The 19,946-nt window shown below is 60.6% G+C and carries 22 protein-coding genes; 14 read left to right on the top strand and 8 right to left on the bottom strand.

From position 1 onward, the window contains the following. Positions 1 to 33: 33 nt before the first annotated feature. Complete coding sequence (locus tag MGMAQ_RS21595) at positions 34 to 138, top strand: PEP-CTERM sorting domain-containing protein (RefSeq protein ID WP_082085564.1); 105 nt, start codon at positions 34 to 36, stop codon at positions 136 to 138. 41 nt (positions 139 to 179) lie between these two features. Here MGMAQ_RS21595 and MGMAQ_RS06590 read toward each other — a convergent pair whose 3' ends face one another. Together MGMAQ_RS06590 and MGMAQ_RS06585 are read right to left on the bottom strand one after the other, a co-directional pair. After that, positions 180 to 1,037, bottom strand: a complete 858-nt coding sequence (locus MGMAQ_RS06590; protein ID WP_046020921.1) for an NHL repeat-containing protein — start codon at positions 1,035 to 1,037, stop codon at positions 180 to 182. Positions 1,038 to 1,074: 37 nt separating this feature from the next. Beyond that, the gene (locus MGMAQ_RS06585) at positions 1,075 to 1,449 is read right to left on the bottom strand and encodes a hypothetical protein (protein WP_046020920.1); all 375 of its coding nucleotides are present in this window, start codon (positions 1,447 to 1,449) and stop codon (positions 1,075 to 1,077) included. Between the two features lie 41 nt (positions 1,450 to 1,490). Between MGMAQ_RS06585 and MGMAQ_RS06580 the strand changes: the two genes are divergently transcribed. Both MGMAQ_RS06580 and thiE read left to right on the top strand, forming a co-directional pair. Continuing rightward, positions 1,491 to 1,907, top strand: a complete 417-nt coding sequence (locus MGMAQ_RS06580; protein WP_046020919.1) for a hypothetical protein — start codon at positions 1,491 to 1,493, stop codon at positions 1,905 to 1,907. Between the two features lie 10 nt (positions 1,908 to 1,917). Beyond that, positions 1,918 to 2,541: a thiamine phosphate synthase gene (gene thiE, locus MGMAQ_RS06575; protein ID WP_046020918.1), complete on the top strand. Its 624-nt coding sequence runs from the start codon at positions 1,918 to 1,920 to the stop codon at positions 2,539 to 2,541. A gap of 323 nt (positions 2,542 to 2,864) precedes the next feature. Here thiE and MGMAQ_RS06570 read toward each other — a convergent pair whose 3' ends face one another. Together MGMAQ_RS06570 and MGMAQ_RS06565 are read right to left on the bottom strand one after the other, a co-directional pair. Continuing rightward, positions 2,865 to 3,896: an IS110 family transposase gene (locus tag MGMAQ_RS06570; protein ID WP_046020119.1), complete on the bottom strand. Its 1,032-nt coding sequence runs from the start codon at positions 3,894 to 3,896 to the stop codon at positions 2,865 to 2,867. Positions 3,897 to 4,182: 286 nt separating this feature from the next. Next, positions 4,183 to 4,872, bottom strand: coding sequence for a hypothetical protein (locus tag MGMAQ_RS06565; protein WP_158498800.1), 690 nt, complete (start codon positions 4,870 to 4,872; stop codon positions 4,183 to 4,185). 181 nt (positions 4,873 to 5,053) lie between these two features. Here MGMAQ_RS06565 and efp point away from each other — a divergent pair, with 181 nt between their 5' ends. From efp to MGMAQ_RS06540, 5 genes are all read left to right on the top strand, one after another. Beyond that, on the top strand, positions 5,054 to 5,623 hold the full coding sequence (gene efp, locus MGMAQ_RS06560; protein WP_046020916.1) for an elongation factor P: 570 nt from the start codon (positions 5,054 to 5,056) through the stop codon (positions 5,621 to 5,623). 20 nt (positions 5,624 to 5,643) lie between these two features. Further along, entirely contained in the window at positions 5,644 to 6,447 is an 804-nt protein-coding gene (locus MGMAQ_RS06555) for an inositol monophosphatase family protein (RefSeq protein WP_046020915.1), read from the top strand. A gap of 84 nt (positions 6,448 to 6,531) precedes the next feature. After that, positions 6,532 to 7,740, top strand: coding sequence for an OmpA family protein (locus tag MGMAQ_RS20670; RefSeq protein ID WP_052716188.1), 1,209 nt, complete (start codon positions 6,532 to 6,534; stop codon positions 7,738 to 7,740). A 32-nt stretch (positions 7,741 to 7,772) separates the two neighbouring features. Continuing rightward, on the top strand, positions 7,773 to 8,924 hold the full coding sequence (locus MGMAQ_RS06545; protein ID WP_046020914.1) for a hypothetical protein: 1,152 nt from the start codon (positions 7,773 to 7,775) through the stop codon (positions 8,922 to 8,924). A 9-nt stretch (positions 8,925 to 8,933) separates the two neighbouring features. After that, complete coding sequence (locus MGMAQ_RS06540) at positions 8,934 to 10,235, top strand: peptidoglycan -binding protein (protein ID WP_046020913.1); 1,302 nt, start codon at positions 8,934 to 8,936, stop codon at positions 10,233 to 10,235. Between the two features lie 45 nt (positions 10,236 to 10,280). Here MGMAQ_RS06540 and MGMAQ_RS06535 read toward each other — a convergent pair whose 3' ends face one another. The 4 genes from MGMAQ_RS06535 to MGMAQ_RS06525 all read right to left on the bottom strand — a co-directional run bounded on the left by MGMAQ_RS06535 (position 10,281) and on the right by MGMAQ_RS06525 (position 13,909). Next, positions 10,281 to 10,682, bottom strand: a complete 402-nt coding sequence (locus MGMAQ_RS06535; RefSeq protein WP_046020912.1) for a hypothetical protein — start codon at positions 10,680 to 10,682, stop codon at positions 10,281 to 10,283. A gap of 73 nt (positions 10,683 to 10,755) precedes the next feature. Then, positions 10,756 to 10,887 (bottom strand): hypothetical protein, encoded by a 132-nt coding sequence (locus MGMAQ_RS21505; protein WP_256379964.1) that lies wholly within the window; start codon positions 10,885 to 10,887, stop codon positions 10,756 to 10,758. Positions 10,888 to 11,049: 162 nt separating this feature from the next. Further along, positions 11,050 to 12,621, bottom strand: a complete 1,572-nt coding sequence (serA, locus tag MGMAQ_RS06530; RefSeq protein WP_046020911.1) for a phosphoglycerate dehydrogenase — start codon at positions 12,619 to 12,621, stop codon at positions 11,050 to 11,052. Between the two features lie 121 nt (positions 12,622 to 12,742). Further along, on the bottom strand, positions 12,743 to 13,909 hold the full coding sequence (locus MGMAQ_RS06525) for a phosphoserine transaminase (protein ID WP_046020910.1): 1,167 nt from the start codon (positions 13,907 to 13,909) through the stop codon (positions 12,743 to 12,745). A gap of 136 nt (positions 13,910 to 14,045) precedes the next feature. On the opposite strand from MGMAQ_RS06525, the gene MGMAQ_RS19430 reads away from it, so the two are divergent. The 6 genes from MGMAQ_RS19430 (at position 14,046) to MGMAQ_RS06495 (ending at position 19,910) form a co-directional block, all read left to right on the top strand. Beyond that, on the top strand, positions 14,046 to 15,245 hold the full coding sequence (locus tag MGMAQ_RS19430; RefSeq protein ID WP_052716187.1) for a tetratricopeptide repeat protein: 1,200 nt from the start codon (positions 14,046 to 14,048) through the stop codon (positions 15,243 to 15,245). Continuing rightward, on the top strand, positions 15,245 to 15,898 hold the full coding sequence (gene parA / locus MGMAQ_RS06515; RefSeq protein WP_046020909.1) for a ParA family partition ATPase: 654 nt from the start codon (positions 15,245 to 15,247) through the stop codon (positions 15,896 to 15,898). The genes MGMAQ_RS19430 and parA overlap by 1 nt, the downstream gene beginning before the upstream one ends. A gap of 13 nt (positions 15,899 to 15,911) precedes the next feature. Then, positions 15,912 to 16,385: a CopD family protein gene (locus MGMAQ_RS06510; RefSeq protein WP_046020908.1), complete on the top strand. Its 474-nt coding sequence runs from the start codon at positions 15,912 to 15,914 to the stop codon at positions 16,383 to 16,385. 349 nt (positions 16,386 to 16,734) lie between these two features. Further along, on the top strand, positions 16,735 to 17,736 hold the full coding sequence (locus MGMAQ_RS06505; protein WP_046020907.1) for an ABC transporter substrate-binding protein: 1,002 nt from the start codon (positions 16,735 to 16,737) through the stop codon (positions 17,734 to 17,736). 109 nt (positions 17,737 to 17,845) lie between these two features. Further along, positions 17,846 to 18,709: a proline/glycine betaine ABC transporter permease gene (locus MGMAQ_RS06500; protein ID WP_252508690.1), complete on the top strand. Its 864-nt coding sequence runs from the start codon at positions 17,846 to 17,848 to the stop codon at positions 18,707 to 18,709. Continuing rightward, positions 18,702 to 19,910, top strand: a complete 1,209-nt coding sequence (locus tag MGMAQ_RS06495) for a glycine betaine/L-proline ABC transporter ATP-binding protein (protein ID WP_046020905.1) — start codon at positions 18,702 to 18,704, stop codon at positions 19,908 to 19,910. Before MGMAQ_RS06500 ends, MGMAQ_RS06495 begins: the two co-directional genes overlap by 8 nt. Positions 19,911 to 19,946 lie beyond the last annotated feature (36 nt).

Genomic DNA, 19,946 nt, shown 5'->3' with positions numbered 1-19,946 from the left:
AGCGGGACCCTCGGGTCCCGCTTTTTTTCGTGGATCCGGGTTCCGGAACCGGCCTCCCTGGCTCTTTTCGGCGCCGGACTGGCGGGCCTGGGCTGGGTTCGCAGGCGGTCTAGATCACGTCGTGATCGCTTCCAATAAGGTCGCGCGTGTTTAACGGGTCAGATCGGACCCGACACGCGCTAACCGTCGCGCCTGATCCGGTACAGCACCACCCGGTCGTTCCCGGAATCCGACAACCAAACCCGGTCTCCTTTGATCGCCACCCCTTCGGGGGTGGTGAATTGATTCGGGCCCCGCCCCGCCTCGCCGCTGCCGAGGACCGAGAGCAGCGCCCCGTCGGCCCCGATCACGAGGACACGGTGGCTATCCTTGTCGGCGGCGATGAGGGTGCCGTCGGTCATCCGGTCCAGATAGCGCACGCCGTTGAAATGATAAGGCGCACCGGACAGTTCACGCAGAATTTTCAGCTCCGGCGACAACAACAGCAACCGGTCGCTACCGGCCTCGGCCAGCCAAATATCGCCATCCGCCGCCAGCTCCAAATCATGGGGCGACCACAGACCGGTCAATTCCGCCACGACCTTGCCCCGTTCATAGGCCACGACGTTCCCCGACCAGGCCCCGGCGGCATAGATCCGTCCATTGGGATGGGCCAGCACCCCTTCCGGGCCCCGCAGCCGCCCGCTGAGATCGCCGACCAGTTTCCCCTGGCTTCCGCTAACCTCGTAAATGAGTACGCGGCCGGAATTGGTATCGGCCACATAGGCCTTTCCGGCTTCATCCAAATCGATGTCGTGCGTTCCCGATTGCTCCCCCGCGCCGAAAGAGCCAACCAGTTCGAGGCTTTCCGGATCGAGCACCGCCACCCGATCGTTATCCACATCCGACACGTAGAGATACCGCCCGTCGGGCGAGAGATGCAGATCATGGGGGTCGCCCAGGACCGCGTCGCTGGCCCGGAGAAACTCGAAGCGCCATTCTGACGCCTCGGTCGGCCTCATCCATAGCGCCGCCAGCATGAGAAATACGTACCGCATCGGAGCCTCCCGGTTACCGGGAATCTAGATGGGTACCCTATGCCGCCTTTTCCAGACCCACCCGCCAATCCTCGACAAATTCCTCCAAGGACTCGATGAAATCCGGGTCGTGATCCGGACGGTTGATGGTGCAATGGATCAAGGCCGCGTCGGGATCGGGAGGGAAGCCGGTGGTCACGGTCCAGGCCATGGCGTTGGGACAGGTGGGCATGGCGAACCGGACACCGCCGCGCACCAAACTCCGCTCCAGTTTGAATTGCCCCCAGACCGAATAGATTTCCCCCGAAACACCATCCCCCGTATCGATAATTTCGGTGATTGAGGCACAATGTTCCACCAGGCTGCCGATGGTCAGGCGAGAGCGCAAATCCTCCTCGGTCCAGATTCCCTTGGCTTGGGCAAAAAATTCCACGGCTTGATCTCCTTGGCCACGACGGTGCAGAGTCTTACCCCATGGTTCCGGTCATCGTCCATTGCTTGGCGCATTGTCGGTTGGCGTCGGCGCAAGCCAACGCGGCCAAGCGCGGCCTGTTGCTTTGCTCGCCCCCCTATGGGGCGGAGGTCCTGGGGGCGGGGATCTTCGTCGCGATGACAAAGCAGATTGCTCATGAGTATTCGGGTCTGGAAACGGCCGCCCTGCTCCACTGCGGCGATCAGCCCGGCATGGCGCTCAATGCGCTGAGGCGGGGCGCCCGATGGATCACTCTCGACGCCCCGGAGGAGGTCCTGAGCAAAATCCGTGACATGGCGCAAAAACAAGGGGCCCACCTGATCGGGACCTATCCCGATGCCTTGGATCTGGGCGAAGCGGGATATCCGGAACGGGATTGCCGGGAATGGTTTCGTACCGCCGCCGATTTTTCGCTATGATCCGGCCATCATGACCGATTCTTCCTGCCGTCTATATCTCATCACGCCGCCCCGGCTCGAACCGGAGGCCTTTGCGCCGTTGCTGATCGAGACCCTGGACGCCGGCGACGTGGCCTGTCTGCAACTGCGGCTGAAAGACTTGGTCGACGATGAAATCCGTCGGGCCTGTGACATCCTGCGCCCCCTGACCCAGTCCCGCGATGTGGCCTTCATTCTAAATGACCGACCGGATTTGGCCGCCGAATGCGGCTGTGACGGGGTCCATGTGGGTCAGGATGATTGGTCCTATAAAAAGGCCCGGACCGAGGTCGGCGACAAGGCCATTGTCGGGGTGACCTGTCACGATTCCCGCCATCTGGCCATGGAAGCCGCCGATGCCGGCGCCGACTATGTGGCCTTCGGCGCGTTTTACCCGACGACAACAAAAGATCCCAAGGCGCGCGCGGAACCGGACCTGATCACCTGGTGGATGGAACTGATGACCGTGCCTTGCGTCGCCATCGGCGGCATCACCACCGACAACGCCCGCCCGCTGATCGAAGCCGGGGCCGATTTTCTGGCCGTTTCGTCAGGCGTTTGGGATCATCCTGAAGGTCCAGCGGCGGCGATCAAAGCCTTCAACGCGCTTGTCTAGCCGCTGTCCCGTCCGACCGGTCCCGTTGGACAGGCACGACTTCATTGGATCCGATTCCGTCGTGATCTAACAGGCTGCTTCTGTAATCGAGTCATTTGAGTCAAGCTGATTTCCAAGCCGTCGGTTTGAACCTGGGGTATGTGGCGCCCTTTGCTTCTGTCCGCGGTCGACGTCGTCGCCGCATGATGGGGATCAAGGGGGATCGGGTGCAGCAATCTGAAAAGCGTGGTCTTACGCCACTGCAGCCTGCGCGCTGTCATCCGAGCCCCGCGCGTCGCCACGCGTCCTGGCCGCCCTTCAGGCGATCTCGGTTTTCGTTGTGTTTAGATGGCGGTCTCCTCCTTGCGGTACTGGAAGTCCGTGCCGTCGATCCACATGCGATGCATGATTACGGCGAGACGCCGGGCAACGGCGACCTTGGCGCGTTTCATCCCGCGCCTTTTGGCGACCGCGAGCCCCCAGTGTTTGAGCCAGGACCAACGGCGGGTTCGAGTGAGAAGTGCATTGGCGGCCTCGAACAAAAGCCAACGAACCATGGCATCTCCGCACTTGCTGATGGGGCCGCTTCGGTCCTGCTCTCCCGAGGCGTATCTGCGTGGGACAAGCCCGAAGTGGGCGCCGACCATGACCGACTTTTGAAACCGTTCCGGCACGTCGAGTCCTGTCCTGAAAGCGAGGGCGGTAACTGGGCCGACGCCGGGAACGGTCATCAGGCGCCGGCAAACGCTATCATCGCGCGCAGCGGCATGAACCTGCCGGTCGAGCTTGTCGAGTTGTTCGAGCAAGGCTTGGCGCGCAAGCAAGAGCGGCTCGGCGGCTGCGCTGAGGTGCGGGTTATCAGCCGTCAATTCCCGAACCCGCGCCGCGAAAAGGCGTCCGCGCGCCATACCGACCTTGAGGCCGAAAGCTTTCAATGTTCCTCGTACCGTATTGGACAACTGACGGACCTGATGAACCAGGGTCTCCCGATGGGTCAGCACCATCCGGAGCTCCTGACTGCGCGCGGTCTTGACGTGGGTCGCGCGGTACAAACCGGTCCGCATCGCCTGGCTGATCAAGCGGGCGTCGCGACGGTCCGTCTTGACTGGGCTGGCGCTGGCAAAGGCCTTCATTTGCCGGGTCTCGATACAAATCACAGGGAGGCCCCGACTGGACAGTCCTGCGTACAGCCAAGGCGCCAGAGGGCCAGCTTCCAACCCAATTCGCGCAAAGCCACGCCCGCTTTCCTCGAGCCAAGTGGCGACCGCCTCGGGTGTGCTTGACACCTTGCCTTCGCGAATGACGGTTCCCTTTGCATCAATCTCACAGATCGAAATGCTTGCCATCGATACGTCCATTCCAACAAAATACTCCATAGCTGGTCTCCTCTGTTCCATGTCCAGGAATTGACCCGGATACTTGATCAAGACCGAGTGTGGAGACCAGCTGACTGTTTAGGCAATCCCTGACTGCTCGATTACCGCCATCTGAAAAAGTCCGATTTCGAGCCTGTGCCGACACATGCTTCGACAAGCCCAGCATGAGGGCCTTTGAATTTCAATATGTTAGCCTCACCCTGAGCTTCCTCATCCCGAGCTTGTCGAGGGACGAAGGGCGCGGCGGACCGTAGGACAACACTTTTTTAGCAGCCTGCCATAGACTTTAGGATTGGCATTGCGCCACTTGCGGTGTTCCTGATCGTCGGAATCCACAGACCCGATCCAAGACCGCATCAATGATATCGCCCACCTCGGCCAGCCGTTTGGCGTGAAACCCGACCGTTAGCTTGAGGCCCAGGGCATAGGGCAGATCAACCGTGCAGAACGGCGAGCGGTCCACCGCCTGTTTGCGGCAGGTGAGCGCCAAGGGACGCTCGCCGTTTGAGTTGACCAGCACCTCGTAAAAATGGGGGGTCTCTGGATGCGGGCAGACCTTGAAGCCCTCGCGCTCCCATTGGCAGGTTTCTTGATACCCCGGCTTGAAATAGAGATCTTCCAGTTGCTCCCCGGGAACCATGGCAAACAGGTCGAAGGAGACCTTGTAGGGTAATCCCATACCGCCTTTGAAAAAGGCCTTGGTTTCTTCGCTGAACGGACGCAGGCCCGCCTGGTCGGTGCCCCAGACGGCCGCCATCAGCACGGCATTTTCCACCGCCCCATCCCATTGCGGTTTGTACCAGAGATAGGCCTTAGGCACCTGGAACTCATGGCCCTTGAGGGTCAGATCGACCGGCTCCAGGCTGTCTGTACGCCCCATGTCGGAGACAGGTCCGCCAAGCAACACGACGGCCACGGCGGCCATGGCCATCACCATGCCGCCAACCAGCACCCATCCTCCGGTCCGGATATCCATACCGACCTCACTCATATGCCCTTGGGAATTGATGGCAAGCATGCCAAGACCCAGGCGTGAGACCCTTGACTTTGGTCAATAGCCGCCGGGCGGGACCAGCCCCATTGCATGACCGCGCCCAAGCTGGTAGGTTCCGCGCCTGTTTCGGACCCCAAACCCATTCTCGACAGGTGAGCTTATTATGAAGATCAACGGGAACGCCGTCCGCCCGGGCATGGTCATTGAGCATCAGGGGCGCCTTTGGCGCTGTGTGAAGATCTCCCATACCCAGCCGGGTAAAGGCGGGGCCTATACCCAGGCCGAACTGAAGGACATTCGTGACGGAACCAAACTCAACGAGCGTTTCCGTTCATCCGAGACCGTTGAGCGCGCCACCTTGGAACAGCGGAACTTCCAGTTCCTGTTTTCCGATGGCGATATGCATACCTTCATGGACAACGAAACCTACGATCAAGTTGCCCTGGCCGAAGAGATGATCGGCGAGGATATGGTGGCTTACCTGCAAGAAGGCATGCAGGTGATCATCGAAAGCCATGAAAGCAGCCCCATCGGCGTACAATTGCCGGAAAAGGTGACCTGCGAAGTGGTCGAGGCCGATGCGGTGATCAAGGGCCAGACCGCGTCTTCTTCCTATAAGCCCGCAGTGCTCGACAACGGCGTGCGCATCATGGTGCCGCCGCATATCACCACCGGCACCCGCGTGGTGGTGGCCACGGTCGATTCCACCTATGTGGAACGGGCCAAGGACTGATTTAAGGAACAAGAACTCCCATGCGTACCGTCCGCAATCCTGTCATCAATGTGATGATGGCTGCCGCCTCCAAGGCCTCCCGCAAGCTGATCCGTGACTTTGGCGAGTTGGAGAACCTCCAGGTTTCCAAGAAGGGTCCGGCGGATTTCGTCACCGCCGCCGACTTGCGGACCGAAAAAATCCTGTTCGAGGAACTGAGCAAGGCTCGGCCCGGCTGGGGATTTCTGATGGAAGAACAGGGCGAAGTGGCGGGCGACGATAGTGGCGATCGTTGGATCATCGATCCCATCGACGGCACCACCAATTTCCTGCACGGTATTCCTCATTTCGCCATTTGCATCGCTCACGAGCGCAATGGGGAACTGCTCGAAGGATTGGTTTATAACCCGGTCTATGACGAAACCTTCTGGGCGGTCAAAGGCGAAGGGGCGCACCTCAATGACCGCCGTCTGCGGGTCTCGGGCCGCACCGATATGAGCCAGGCCCTGTTCGCCACCGGTATTCCTTACAAGGGGCGCCCGGGGCACGATACGTTCCTCAAAACCGCCGAAGCGGTGATGGAAGTCTCGTCGGGCATTCGCCGCATGGGCTCCGCTGCCCTGGATCTGGCCTATGTGGCCGCCGGACGCTATGACGGTTATTGGGAACAGGGTATCCAAACCTGGGACATGGCCGCCGGTATTTTGCTGGTTCGTGAAGCGGGCGGGTACGTATCGGACATGAAGGGCGGACAGAAGATGTTCGAGCAAGGCTCGGTGATCGCCGCCAATGACCGCATGCATGGCCCCTTCACCCGTATGCTGCAACGGGCGATCAAAGCCTAAACTATAAGATAACCTGTTGAGATTCGTTGACCCTCTGGGCTATGGTGGCCGAGATATCAGCGGCATGTCCGAACGGGGCGGCAAATGACACGCAAAAAATCGGCTTGGTTGAAGGAAACGGGGACTTCGGTCGCCTCGGGCGGTTTTGCCCTGGTGGCGCTCTTGGCCGTGGCTGGCTCTGCCCATGCCCAAAGCGGCTACAATCCCAATGTGGTGGTGGATCTGAGCGCCATTGGCCTGGGGAGCGGCTCCTCATCGACGGGCTATGGCGCCTCGGTCGGTCCGCAGTCCTATGGTCGTGACGGTCTGTTGATGCCCAATAGCCGCTATCCCCGCTCCACCCTGCATCTTCCAGCGCCGCACCTATCCAATGGATCGGCCATGGCGGCGCGCAGCATGCCCCGCAGCGGAACCATGCCGACAACCGGACCGGTCACCCCGAGCCGTGACGCCGAACCGGTCTCGCGGTTGGAAGTGGCGCCGCCACAATCCATGCCAGCTCCCAAGGCCATGCCAGCTCCCAAGGCCATGCCAGCTCCCAAGGCCATGCCCGCCCCCAAGGCCATGCCCGCCAAGACGCCTGTCGCCTCTCCGGTGATCAAGCAGCCGACCACGGCCCCGACTCCCATTGTCAAAACGCCCGCGGCGCCTCCAGCCCCGCCGGCCGCACCAGCGGTGAAGGCCAAGGCCCCCATGCCGCCCGCGCCGCCCAAAGCCCAGCCCAAGCCGGAACCGGTCAAGGCCGCGCCCGTGGTGGCCGCGAAACCCGGGACGCCCCCGCAGGCCCCCAAAGCCCCACCCGCGCCCCCGGCGCCACCGGTCGCCAAGGCCCCCGTCAAGTCTCCGGGTCTGACCCCGCCCCCTGCACCGCCCAAGGCGGTCAAGGTTCCCACGGCGCCCGAGGTGGCCGAAAAGGCCGAACAGAAAGTCGCTGCCCTGACCGAGGCCCCTGCCGCCGCGATGGCCAAGGCGGCTGCCGTGTTACCCAAGGCCATGGTCACTTTCAAGGGCGAGGAAACCCGGCTCTCCGCCGACGCCCGGACCACCCTGGCCAGCGCCGCCAAGACCCTGACCGATTCCCCCGCCTCGCGGCTGCAACTCCGCGCTTATGCGGGCGGTGGCGACCTGTCCGCCAGCCGCGCCCGGCGGGTCTCCCTGTCCCGGGCCCTGGCCGTACGCTCATTCCTGATGGACAATGGCATCGCCAGCAACCGCATAGACGTGCGCGCCCTCGGTGATAAGACCGATCAGGAACCGGTAAACCGGGTGGATATCCTCCCGGTGGTCCGATAGTTCCATAGGATAGGCGAAGGAGCCCCGACCCCATGAATCGGCCGCAACGGTTCCTGACGCGTATGTTCCTGTTTCTCGCGGTGGTCGGCGGCGGCTGTTTTGTGCTGTTTCCGCCGCTCAAGGACGCCTTCGTGGCCAACGCGCCGCTCAATGGCTTGATCCTTGGCGTTTTGCTCTTGGGAATTATCTATAATTTCCGCCAAGTGCTGATGCTTTACCCCGAAGTCACCTGGATCGAGAATTTCCGTCGCGAGGACATCGTCCTCTCCGATACCCGCCAACCGACCCTGCTCGCCCCCATGGCGGCGATGATGGGAGAGCGGCGGGGCCATGCGCTGAGCCTTTCGACCCTGTCCACCAAGACCATGCTGGACGGTATTGCCTCGCGGCTGGATGAATCCCGGGATATCTCCCGCTACATGATCGGCTTGCTGATCTTTCTCGGCCTGCTGGGCACCTTTTGGGGGCTGCTGGAAACGGTCAGTGCCATCGCCGATGTCATTGGCAGCCTGCCCGAAGACGTGGGCAACATGGGGGCCGTGTTCGGCGAATTGAAAGCGGGACTGGAAGCCCCCCTCAGCGGTATGGGCACGGCCTTCAGTTCTTCGCTGTTCGGGCTCGCTGGATCGTTGGTGCTGGGCTTTCTGGATTTGCAGGCTTCGCAGTCGCAGAACCGTTTTTATAATGATCTGGAAGAATGGCTGTCCGGACAAACCCGGTTGTCGAGCGGCGTACTTGGCGAAGGCGGCGGCGATCATTCGGTACCGGCCTATGTGCAGGCTCTGCTCGAACAAACGGCGGAAAGCCTGGAGAATTTGCAACATACCCTGTCCAAGGGCGAGGAAAACAGGCAAGACACCTTTGCCGGAATCAATAGCTTGGTGGATCGGGTCAGCATTCTGACCGACCAAATGCGCACGGAACAGCATTTGCTGAAAAAGCTCTCCGAAACCCAAATCGAAATGCGCCCCATCCTCGACAAGCTGGCCGATGCCTCGGTCAGCTCGGGCGGCCTGGACGAGACTTCGCGCGGGCATCTGCGCAACCTGGATGTCTACGCCGCCCGGATCATGGAAGAAATGTCCACCGGCCGAGATGAGACCGTGCGCCAATTGCGTAGCGAGATCAAACTCTTGGCACGGACCATCGCCGCCCTGGGTCAGGGCGGGGATCCGCAGGTCTAGGACGCCCCGATGCCCGGCGCCATCCGCCGCAGAAACCGCCAAACAACCGACATTTGGCCGGGATTCGTCGATGCCCTGGCCACCTTGTTGATGGTCATCATCTTTCTATTGATGATTTTCGTGCTCGCCCAGTTCGTGCTCAGCCATGCCCTGTCGGGTCGCGACGAAGCTCTGCTTCGAATCCAATCCGAGCTCACCGAATTGACCGACCTGTTGGCCTTGGAGCGCCGCGCCAACGCCGATTTGCGGCTCAATGCGGCGGTGATGTCGGAGGAATTGCAGGCCTCGGTTAAATCCCGTGACGACCTGTCCGAGAAAGTCCGCCTGCTCAACGTGGCCAACGCCGGTCTCACAGCCGAGAATGCGCGTCTCAACCAAGACATGGACGAAGCCTTCACCAGCCTTCAGAAGGACCGCCAGAAGCTTTCCGAACTGGAAAAGGAGATGTTGCGCAATGCCGCCGCCCTGGCCAAGGCCAAGGCGGAACTGGACGAGGCCAACAAGACCATTACCGTCAGCACCGAAACCCTGCAGATGAAATTGCAGGAACTGGCCGACATGAACAGCCGCCTAGCCCAATTGGATCACCAGGTGGCCGCTCTGGTAGCCTTGAAAAAGGAGCTGGAAGAAAAGCTGCTGGCAAGAGATACGTCCCTTGCGGATGAAAAGGAACTCTCGGCCACCGCCCGCGCTCAGGCAGCCCTGCTCAACCAGCAGCTTCAGGCCGTCCGCGACCAGATGGCCGCCTTGAACGAAGCCTTGGAAGCGGCGGAAAAGAAGAACACCGAGCAGAATGTACAGATCATGGATCTGGGCAAGCGTCTCAACGCCGCCCTGGCCACCAAAGTACAGGAACTGGCTCGATACCGCTCGGAATTCTTTGGACGGCTGCGAGACATTCTGGGCGACGAGAAGGATGTGCGCATTGTCGGTGACCGCTTTGTTTTGCAGTCCGAAGTGTTATTCGGATCTGGTTCCGCGGATCTGGGCGAGGGCGGCAAGGCCAAGCTGAAGGATTTGGCCACCACCCTGCGCAGCGTGGTCGACCGGATTCCCTCCGACCTGGACTGGATCCTGCGCGTGGATGGCCACACGGACCGCACGCCCATCAATAACTGGCGCTATCCCTCCAACTGGGAACTGTCCACCGCCCGGTCCATCTCGGTTGTGCGTTTCTTGGTCGCGGAAGGAATCCCCGCGAATCATCTGGCGGCGACCGGCTTTGCCGACCAGCACGCCTTGGATGCGGGTAAAGGCGAAGAGGCTCTGCGCCGCAACCGCCGCATCGAATTCAAGCTAACCCAGCGTTAAAGTATCCTTTCGCGTTTGATCGGGTTCGATCAAACACGACAGGCGTTAGCGCCGGGCCGAAAGCCCTCGGCAGGCCATGTACAAGGCCTGCACCGCCGCATCGACCTTGGGCCGGTCGAGATTGTCCAAGATGCATTTGGTAAAGCGCGGATCGAGCCAGGGGTTGGTATCCTTGGCCGACGGTTGGATCCGAAAATCCTGCGGTGCCATTGTCTCATAGGGTGGGTCTTGGTATCCCGGATCGATGGATGGCCGCTCTGCGCCCTGCCCCGGTTCGAAAGGCATGGGAAATGGCAGGTCCATGGGCGCCATGGGGCCGGTATAGTCCTGCGGCCCGCCCGCATTGAGGTTCAATGGAGGAAAGGACTCGGACGTCCCGGGTTGCTGTGCGGCTACCGGCAAGGCGGCCATGGTCCCGGCCAAGATGAGAGCGATCACGATTTTCATGGAGAGAACTTTCCCGTTCAGCGGATCAAAAAGGTTGGCCGGAAAGTGGCCGTCCACTGCCAGGAAGTCAAGATTAGGATTTGCTTATAAGCGCCGACCAGGTCTCGACGAGGATCTTCATCAACCGCCGTTGACGGGTCGGACGCAGATGGCCGTAAAACGGGTTCTGCTGGGCTGCCTGAGTAACGATAATTCCGCTGGTCATAACGCACATCCCTCTTCAAGAAATCAGTGCCATGATTTTGTCGGCTATTTCGCTAAGGTTAGAGTAGCGCTGAATGGTTAACAAATCTGTGACCGCCATCACGACCGCAAAAAAAAGGCCGGATCCCTGTCCGGCCTTTCTCATTTGGGGGACAATAAGCCTTTAGAACTTCAAGGCTTTTCCTTTGGTCACATGGGGCAATGCCACCACCTTTTCCACCAGATCCTCGCCCACTTCCTGGTCCACGGCGACCAGAGCCAGGGCCCCGGCATCATCGCGACCCAGGTGGAACGTGCCGATGTTCAGGCCTTCGTTGCCCAACAGGGTGCCCAAGGAACCGATGAAGCCCGGCTTATCCTCGTTATGGATATAGAGCATATGGGCGGACAGCTCCGCATCCACCGGCACCCCTTCCATCTCGATGATCCGAGGTGATCCGGCAAACAGAGTGCCCGAGACACTGCGCGTGCGCTTTTCGGTAGTGACTTCCAGGCGGATCAAGGTGTGATACTCGCAAGCCCCTTCGTTGCGGGTTTCGCTGACGGCGATATCCCGCTCCTTGGCCAGCACCGGTGCATTTACCATATTGACCGAATCATCCATCAACGGCGCCAAGATGCCGCGCAGGATGATCGCTGTCAGGGGTTTGGTGTTGAGATCGATGGCGGCACCGGAATACTCGATGTTGACCTTCAACAGGGCGGACTCAATAATCTGCCCGGCAAAGGACCCCATCTGATCCGCCAGTTGCATATAGGGCTTGAGCTTCGGCGCATCCTCGGCGGAGACCGACGGCATATTCAAGGCATTGGTCACCGCACCGGTCAGCAGATAGTCGGCCATCTGCTCGGCCACTTGCAGGGCGACCTTTTCCTGCGCTTCGGTGGTGGAAGCGCCCAAATGCGGGGTACAGACCACTTGGTCCATACCGAACAACGCGTTTTCCTTGGCCGGTTCGTTCTCGTACACATCCAGCGCCGCCCCCGCCACATGGCCGGACTCGATGGCCTGCTTCAGATCGGCTTCGACCACCAGCCCGCCGCGAGCACAGTTGATGATGCGCACGCCCTTCTTCATCTTCAGCATGGCCTTGGTGTCGATGATGGCGCGGGTGGCGTCGGTCAGCGGCGTATGCAATGTGATGAAGTCGGCACGGGCGAACAATTCGTCCAGATCCACCTTTTCCACGCCGATTTCGGTGGCCCGTTCCTCGGACAAGAACGGATCATAGGCGACCACTTTCATCTTCAGACCGATGGCCCGCTCGCAAACGGCGGAACCGATGTTGCCGGTACCGATGACGCCCAGGGTCTTGCCCATCAGCTCGACACCCATGAACTTGGACTTCTCCCACAGACCGCCATGCGTGGATGAATTGGCCTGCGGCAACATACGCGCGCTGGCCATCATCATGGCGATGGCATGTTCGGCGGTGGTGATGGAATTGCCGAACGGGGTGTTCATCACCACGATGCCTTTTGCCGTGGCGGCGGGCTTGTCGATATTGTCGGTACCGATACCCGCGCGACCAATGACCTTCATGTTCTCGGCGGCTTCGATGATCTCGGCGGTGGCCTTGGTGGCCGAACGGATGGCCAGGCCATCGTACTGGCCGATGCAGGCCTTCAGTTCGTCAGGGGTCATGCCGGTGATGACATCCACCTCGATGCCGCGGCTTTGGAATATCTCCGCCGCTTCGGGGGCCATCTTGTCGGAAATCAGGACTTTAACCATGATAAATCTCTCCCTCGCCTCCATCCTTGGTCCTTCGACAGGTTCAGGATGAGGTTGTCATTGCGGCCCCCCTTTCTTCATCCAGAGCTTGTGGAAGGACGAAGAAAGGGAGTCGCGTTAATTATGAAAAGTCTTTCTGAATTTCGGCCAGGCCCCATTCGAGCCATGGGCAGAGCGCTTCCAGATCGGCGGCTTCGATGGTGCCTCCGGCCCAAATACGCAGCCCCGCCGGAGCATCCCGGTAAGCGCCGATATCGTAGGCGGCACCTTCTTCGTCCAGCAAACCAACCAGCTTCTTGGCCGCCGCCGCCTGATCGTCATCGCTCAGGGCGGTGAACCAGGGGGCGGTGATGTTCAGGCAGACCGAGGTGTTGGAGCGGGTCGCCGCGTCCTTGGCCAGGAAACCGAAATTGCCCGATGCGGTGACGAAATCCTCGATCACCTTCAAGTTGGCGGTGGAACGGCCAATCATCCCCTTCAATCCGCCGACGCTTTCGGCCCAGGTCAGGCCGTCCACGGCGTCCTCGATGGCAATCATGGAGACCGTGTTGATGGTGGCGCCTTGGAAGATGCCGCCGATCAGCTTGTCGCCCTTGGTCATGCGGAAGATCTTTGGCAGCGGGCGATCGGGGCTGTAGCTTTCCAGCCGGGCCACGGCCCGCGGGGACAGCACCAGGATGCCGTGCTGTGCTTCGCCACCCAGCACCTTCTGCCAAGAGTAGGTGGTCACGTCGAGCTTGTCCCAGGGCAGGTCCATGGCAAAGGCCGCCGAGGTGGCGTCGCAGAAGGTCAGGCCCTCGCGGTCAGAAGGAATCCAATCCCCGTTGGGCACCTTGACCCCCGAGGTGGTGCCATTCCATGTGAACACCACGTCGCGGGCGAAATCCACCGCGCCCAGATCCGGCAATTCGCCGTAACCGGCTTCCATCACCCGCACGTCGTCGAGCTTAAGCTGCTTGGTGACATCGGTCGCCCAGCCCTTGCCGAAGCTTTCCCAGACCAGCATATCGACCCCACGCTCACCAAGCATGGACCAGAGCGCCATTTCCACGGCCCCTGTATCAGAGGCGGGAACGATGCCCAGCACATAGTCGTCGGGGACGCCGAGGATCGCTTTGGATTGGTCGATGACCTGCTTGATCCGCGCTTTGGCGGGTTTGGCCCGGTGCGACCGGCCCACCAGGGCGCCGGACAGGGCTTCGATCGTCCATCCGGGACGTTTCGAGCAGGGACCAGAAGAAAAATTGGGATTGTCCGGACGCAGGTCCGGCTTGGCGACGGTATTCATTGGAAATATCTCCCTTCCACAAAAAGAAGGGTCTCGCCCCGTTGGGAGGGCGCGGCCCACCGGCCTTGTAGGGCAGGGTTATAAAGTCGTCAAGAAATTGTGGATTCACAGGCCCCATGTCGGCCATGCTGTCGCCATGACCGACTCGCATGACAATACGAACATAGCTGCCCTGGAGCTGGTACTGGCCACCGATCCGGACAATATCGAGGCGCTGATCAATCTCGCCGGACGGCATGTGACCAATGGCAATTTCGAGGCCGCCCTGCCCCTTTGTGAGCAGGCGGTGGCACAGGTCCCCGAGTCGGGACCGGTGCGCTATAACCTGGGACTGGTATTGCAAAACCTGGGGCGCTTCGACGAGGCCCTGGACTCCTTTGAGCAGGCCGCCGAGCGGGAGCCGGGCAACGCGGAAATCCGCAAGTCTCTGGGAATGGCGTTGCTCCGGGCGGGCCATTGGGAACGGGGCTGGCTCAATTTCGAACTGCGCTTTGGCACCCAGGAATACCGCGAGCACAAGCCTCCCGCCATGATTCGCTGGAACGGCACCCCCTCGCCCCATGGCACCTTGCTGCTCTATACGGAGCAAGGCGCGGGCGACGCCATCCAGTTCATTCGATTCGCCAAGCAAGCGCGGGAACGGGTCGGCCGGTTGGCGCTGGGCTGTCCGCCGGAGCTGGCGCCCCTGCTGGCCACCGCCGAGGGAGTCGATCAGGTGATTCCCTGGGGCGAGCCCCTGCCCCCGGCGGGTTTCCAGGGCCCCCTGTTGAGCTTGCCATTATTGTTCGGCGTGGAAGAGCCCGGGATCGGCATGACCGAACCCTATCTCTCGCCTTCCGAGGCGGCCCGCGCCCGTTGGGCCGAGACCCTCCCGGATCAGGACCGCCCCCGGATCGGTCTCGTCTGGCGCGGCAATCCCAGTCATGGCAATGACCGCAACCGATCTATTTCCGATGATCTCCTCACCTCCTTGACCGACTTTGGTGATGCGGATTGGGTCAGCCTACAGGTGGATTTCGGCGACTGCCCCTCCTCGCTGGAGGACCTGTCGCCCAAGCTCACCGATTTCGCCGAGACGGCCGCTGCCATGCAACGGCTGGACCTGATCATCAGTGTGGATACGGCCGCTGCCCATTTGGCCGGAGCGCTGGGGCGGCCCTGCTTCGTCTTGTTGCCAGTGATGTCAGATTGGCGCTGGGGCATGGACCGCGACGACACACCCTGGTATCCCTCGTTGCGACTGTTTCGCCAAATGCCGGGCGAAGGCTGGCCACCGGTTCTCAACCGGGTGGCGGCAGCCCTGACTGAGACTTTTTCCTCTCAAGGAGACCGATGATGAGCGCACGGATCCTGACCATTGCACAACAGAAAGGCGGCGCGGGAAAGACCACCATCACCGCCCAACTGGCCGTTGCCTTTTCCCGCCAGGGACATCGGGTGGCGTTGGTGGACATCGACCCCCAGGGTAGCCTGGGCGGCTGGTTCGCCGTGCGCCAAGAGCGCCTGGGCGATGCCAACCTGTTGCAACTGTCCGATGTCTCGGGCTGGCGATTGGGCAACGAGTTGAACCGCCTGCGCGCCGACTATGATCTGGTCCTCATCGACAGCCCGCCCCATGCGGAGACCGAGGCCAAGGCGGCCATTCGCGCCGCCGATCTGGTGCTGGTGCCTTTGCAGCCCAGCCCCATGGATCTGTGGGCCACCCAACCAACCATTGATCTGGCGCTCGGCGAAGGCCGCGACATGATCTGTTTGCTCAATCGGGTGCCGCCGCGCGGCAAACTGGTGGCCAAAATCCGCGCCGACCTGGCCGAGCAGAACCTGCCCGTGTTGGCAACCGGCCTGGGCAATCGGACCGCCTTCGCCGCCACCATGATGGAAGGCCTGGGTGTCGCCGAACGTGGCGGCAACAAGACGGCCTCCGACGAAATTCTCGCCCTCACCATCGATATTGGCCGACGCCTGCAAAAGGCCGAGAAGGCCGCCTGACAAGGACCTGATCATGGAATACGGCCATTTTTCGGCGCTGCTCACGGCACTACATGCTCTGGGGGCCATTATTTGGGTCGGCGGCATGTTTTTCGCCCATATGGCCCTGCGGCCCGCCGTGCTCACCTTGGAACCACCGGTGCGGCTGAAGCTGCTCGACCAGGTCTTCCCGCGCTTTTTCATCTGGGTCTGGGTCGCCGTGATAACCTTGCTAGGCACCGGTACGGCCATCATCTTGGTGGACTACGATGGTTTCGCCAATGCCAGCCACGCGGTTTGGACCATGACGGCGGTGGGCGGGCTCATGGCCTGTATCTACGCCTATATCTATACCGTACCGTTCAATCGCTTTCGTCGCGCGGTCGCGGCGGAGAATTGGCCGGTGGCCGGAGCCGCCATGGCGGTCATACGCAGGCTGGTGGGAATCAACCTGATTCTGGGTTTGCTGACCTCGGCCATTGGTGCGTCGGGGCGGTTTTTAGGTTAGATCATACAAAACCCGGCTCCTCACACCTTGTATACATGGCAACGACCAAGATATACCAACAGAATACACGCAGGTCACAGATAGAATAACTTGGCACCATTTCGTTTCTTTGAAGAAAATGTATCCTGACAAGTAGACACTATATATTATATTTGCCTGATCTTGGACACCCCATTACCTGTTGAACTCCCCTGCATGTCTGTGCAAGACTCTGCAGCAATTGAGTGGTGTAAGGATTTTATTTTAAGAACCATGCCGATTCATTCGGTAAAGGTCGGCAGCCAAAGCTCCCCACAGGATCACCACCTCTCTTCCCAAGCCCTTGATGGACAGCAGCTAAGAGGATTTCATGAAACATATTTTGGGTGCGGTCGCCGTGATCGCCGCCGTCGCCACTGCCACACAGGCCGATGCCGCCTGTGGCAAAGTCACCATTGCCGACATGAACTGGAAATCGGCCGCCTTGATGGCCAATGTGGACAAGTTCATCCTCCAGCACGGTTATGGCTGTGATGCCGAACTGGTGCCGGGCGACACCATGCCCACCGGCACCTCGATGATCGAAAAAGGCGAACCGGATATCGCGCCGGAACTGTGGAGCAATTCCTTTGCCTCGCAGCTCAAACGCGGTGTCGCGGATGGCCGTTTGAAGGTTGCGGGCGCGTCGCTCTCCGATGGCGGCGAAGAAGGCTTCTGGATGCCGCAATACATGGTCGACAAGGAGCCGTCCTTGGCCACCATTTCCGGTATCAAAGCCAACGCCAAGCTGTTCAAGCACCCGGAAGACCCGAACAAGTCCGCCTTCTATAGCTGCCCCGCCGGTTGGGGCTGCCAGATCACCAATGGCAACCTGTTTGTTGCCATGAAACTGGCCGATGCGGGTTTCGAGATCGTCGATCCGGGTTCTGCCGCCGGCCTCGCCGGATCTATCGCCAAGGCCTATGAGCGCAAGGAGCCTTGGTTCGGTTACTACTGGGCCCCGACCCCGATCCTCGGCAAGTACCCGATGGTCAAGGTCGATTTTGAAGCCAAAGACGATCCGGCCTATTTCAAGGATTGCCTGGCCCAGGCCGAATGCGAAAACCCCAAGACAACCATGTGGCCGCCCTCGCCGGTGGTGACCGTGACCGTGACCGGTTTCGCGGCGAAGTCTCCTGAGGCTTTCGCCTATCTGGGCAAACGCGCCTTCACCAACGTGAAGATGAATACCTTGCTGGCCTGGATGGAGGACGAACAGGCCGACGGCGACGTGGCCGCCGAGCACTTCCTCAAGTCCGATCCCGACACCTGGAAGGCCTGGGTTCCCGCCGACGTGGCGGCCAAGATCAGAAAGGCCTTGGACAACCTTTAAGACCCGCCGCGCCTTTGGTCCCGCAACGGGCCAAAGGCGCGCGGCATTCTGTTAACGACAATCGAGCGGACCAATGGCTGAATCGAACTGGTTAATGGAATTCCCCGCCATGGAGCGTTCCTCCCTGGTGGCTATCCGCAAGGCCCTGGATGGGGCTTATCGGGATTTCTCCCGCAGCTATGGCGAGGCCATCGAGGGCTTTTTCGATCCACTGCTCCACTTCCTGATCGGCTTTGAGAAGCTGTTGCTCACCACGCCTTGGCCGGTGGTTCTGGCGGTCCTGGTGGGCCTGACCTATTTGGCCAGCCGCTCGATCAAACTCACCATTGGGGTCTGCGCGGCCTTTGCGCTTATCGGCTATTTCGGCATGTGGGACAACACCATGCGGACCTTGGCCATCATCACCGTGGCCACCTTGCTGTCCATTGCCATCGGCGTCCCCACGGGCATCATGATGGCCCGCTCCGACCGCACTCAGGCCGTCGTCACGCCGGTGCTCGATATCATGCAGACCATGCCTGCCTTCGTATACCTGATCCCGGTGGTCATGCTGCTGGGCATCGGCAAGGTCCCGGGAGTTATCGCCGTGGTCATCTATGCCATTCCGCCGGTGATCCGATTGACCAACCTGGGTATCCGGCTGGTGGACCGCGAAGTGCTGGAAGCGGCAACGGCCTTCGGCGCCAACAAGCGGCAAAGGCTGTTCCAGGTCCAATTGCCCTTGGCCCTGCCGACCATCATGGCCGGAATCAATCAGACCATCATGATGGCGCTGGCCATGGTGGTGATCGCGTCGATGATCGGCGTCAAGGGATTGGGCCAACCGGTGCTCAAATCCATTACCAATCAGTATTTCACCCTCGGCCTGTTCAATGGCTTGGCCATCGTGGTCATCGCCATCATGTTCGACCGCGTGTCCCAGGCCTATGCCAAGCGGACCCAAAAACACCTGGAGGGCATGCACGGTGCCTGAGATCCTCATTCGCGTCGAAAACCTTTCCAAGGTCTTTGGGACCGATCCCAAATCCGTCATGCCGCTGGTTCGTCAAGGCAAGAGCAAAGACGATATTCTCGCCGAAACCGGCCATACGGTGGGCCTGAAGGATATCAACCTGGAAATCGCCAAGGGCGAGATCTTCGTCATCATGGGGCTGTCCGGCTCGGGCAAATCCACCTTGATCCGGCACTTCAACCGGCTGATCGATCCCACCGAAGGCGCCATTGTGGTGGATGGCACCGACGTGATGAGTCTGGGCCAGACTCAACTGGAGAATTTCCGGCGACACAAAATGTCCATGGTGTTCCAACGCTTCGGCCTGCTGCCCCACCGAACGGTGGTGGAAAATGTCGCCTATGGTCTTTCCGTGCAGGGAGTTGGCAAGGACGAACGCCTGACCAAGGCTCGGGAATGGTTGAAAACGGTGGGGCTGGAAGGCTACGAAGACCAATACCCGTCGCAGCTTTCCGGCGGCCAACAGCAACGGGTCGGCTTGGCCCGGGCCCTTTGCACCGACCCCGAAGTGTTGCTTATGGATGAGGCCTTCAGCGCCTTGGACCCGTTGATCCGCTCGGGCATGCAAGATCAACTGATCGAACTGCAAGAGAAACTGCATAAGACCATCGTCTTCATTACCCATGATCTGGACGAAGCGTTACGCCTGGGCGACAAAATCGCCATTCTCAAGGACGGGATGCTGTCGCAGGTGGGACGTCCCGAAGAAATTCTGTTGCACCCGGCCGATGATTACGTGGAGGCCTTTGTGCGCGACGTCAACCGCGCGCGGGTGCTCAGTGTCGATGTGGTGATGAAGCCGGTGGCCTGCCGCCTGACCACAGCCAATATCGATGAAGCCCTCAAACAGATGCGCGGCTGGTCCGAAGATTATGGCTATGTCTTCCATGAAGATGAGTACAAGGGCGTCGTGACCCAAGAAGCGCTCGAAGATGCCTGCGGCCAGACCCCGGTCCCGGCGCTGCACGAGATGGTCGAGGATTCCCTCAGTGTCCAAGCAGACATGGTTATCCAAGAGGCCCTTCCGGCAACCTTGGAATCGCCTTACCCGGTCCCGGTCCTCAACGACAGTGGTGACTTCCATGGTTTGGTCTCTCGGGAATCAATGGCGGAGGTCTTCTCGGAAGCTCCTCCCGAAAAAGAAGACCGCCCTGCGGCATAAATGCCACAGCATCTCCCCCCCCTTCGTCTGTTGTCT

Origin of the sequence: Magnetospira sp. QH-2, from assembly GCF_000968135.1 — a bacterium.
Lineage (GTDB): Bacteria > Pseudomonadota > Alphaproteobacteria > Rhodospirillales > Magnetospiraceae > Magnetospira.
The sequence above is the reverse complement of the archived record's forward strand: the minus strand, read 5'-3'. Positions and strand labels throughout refer to the sequence as shown.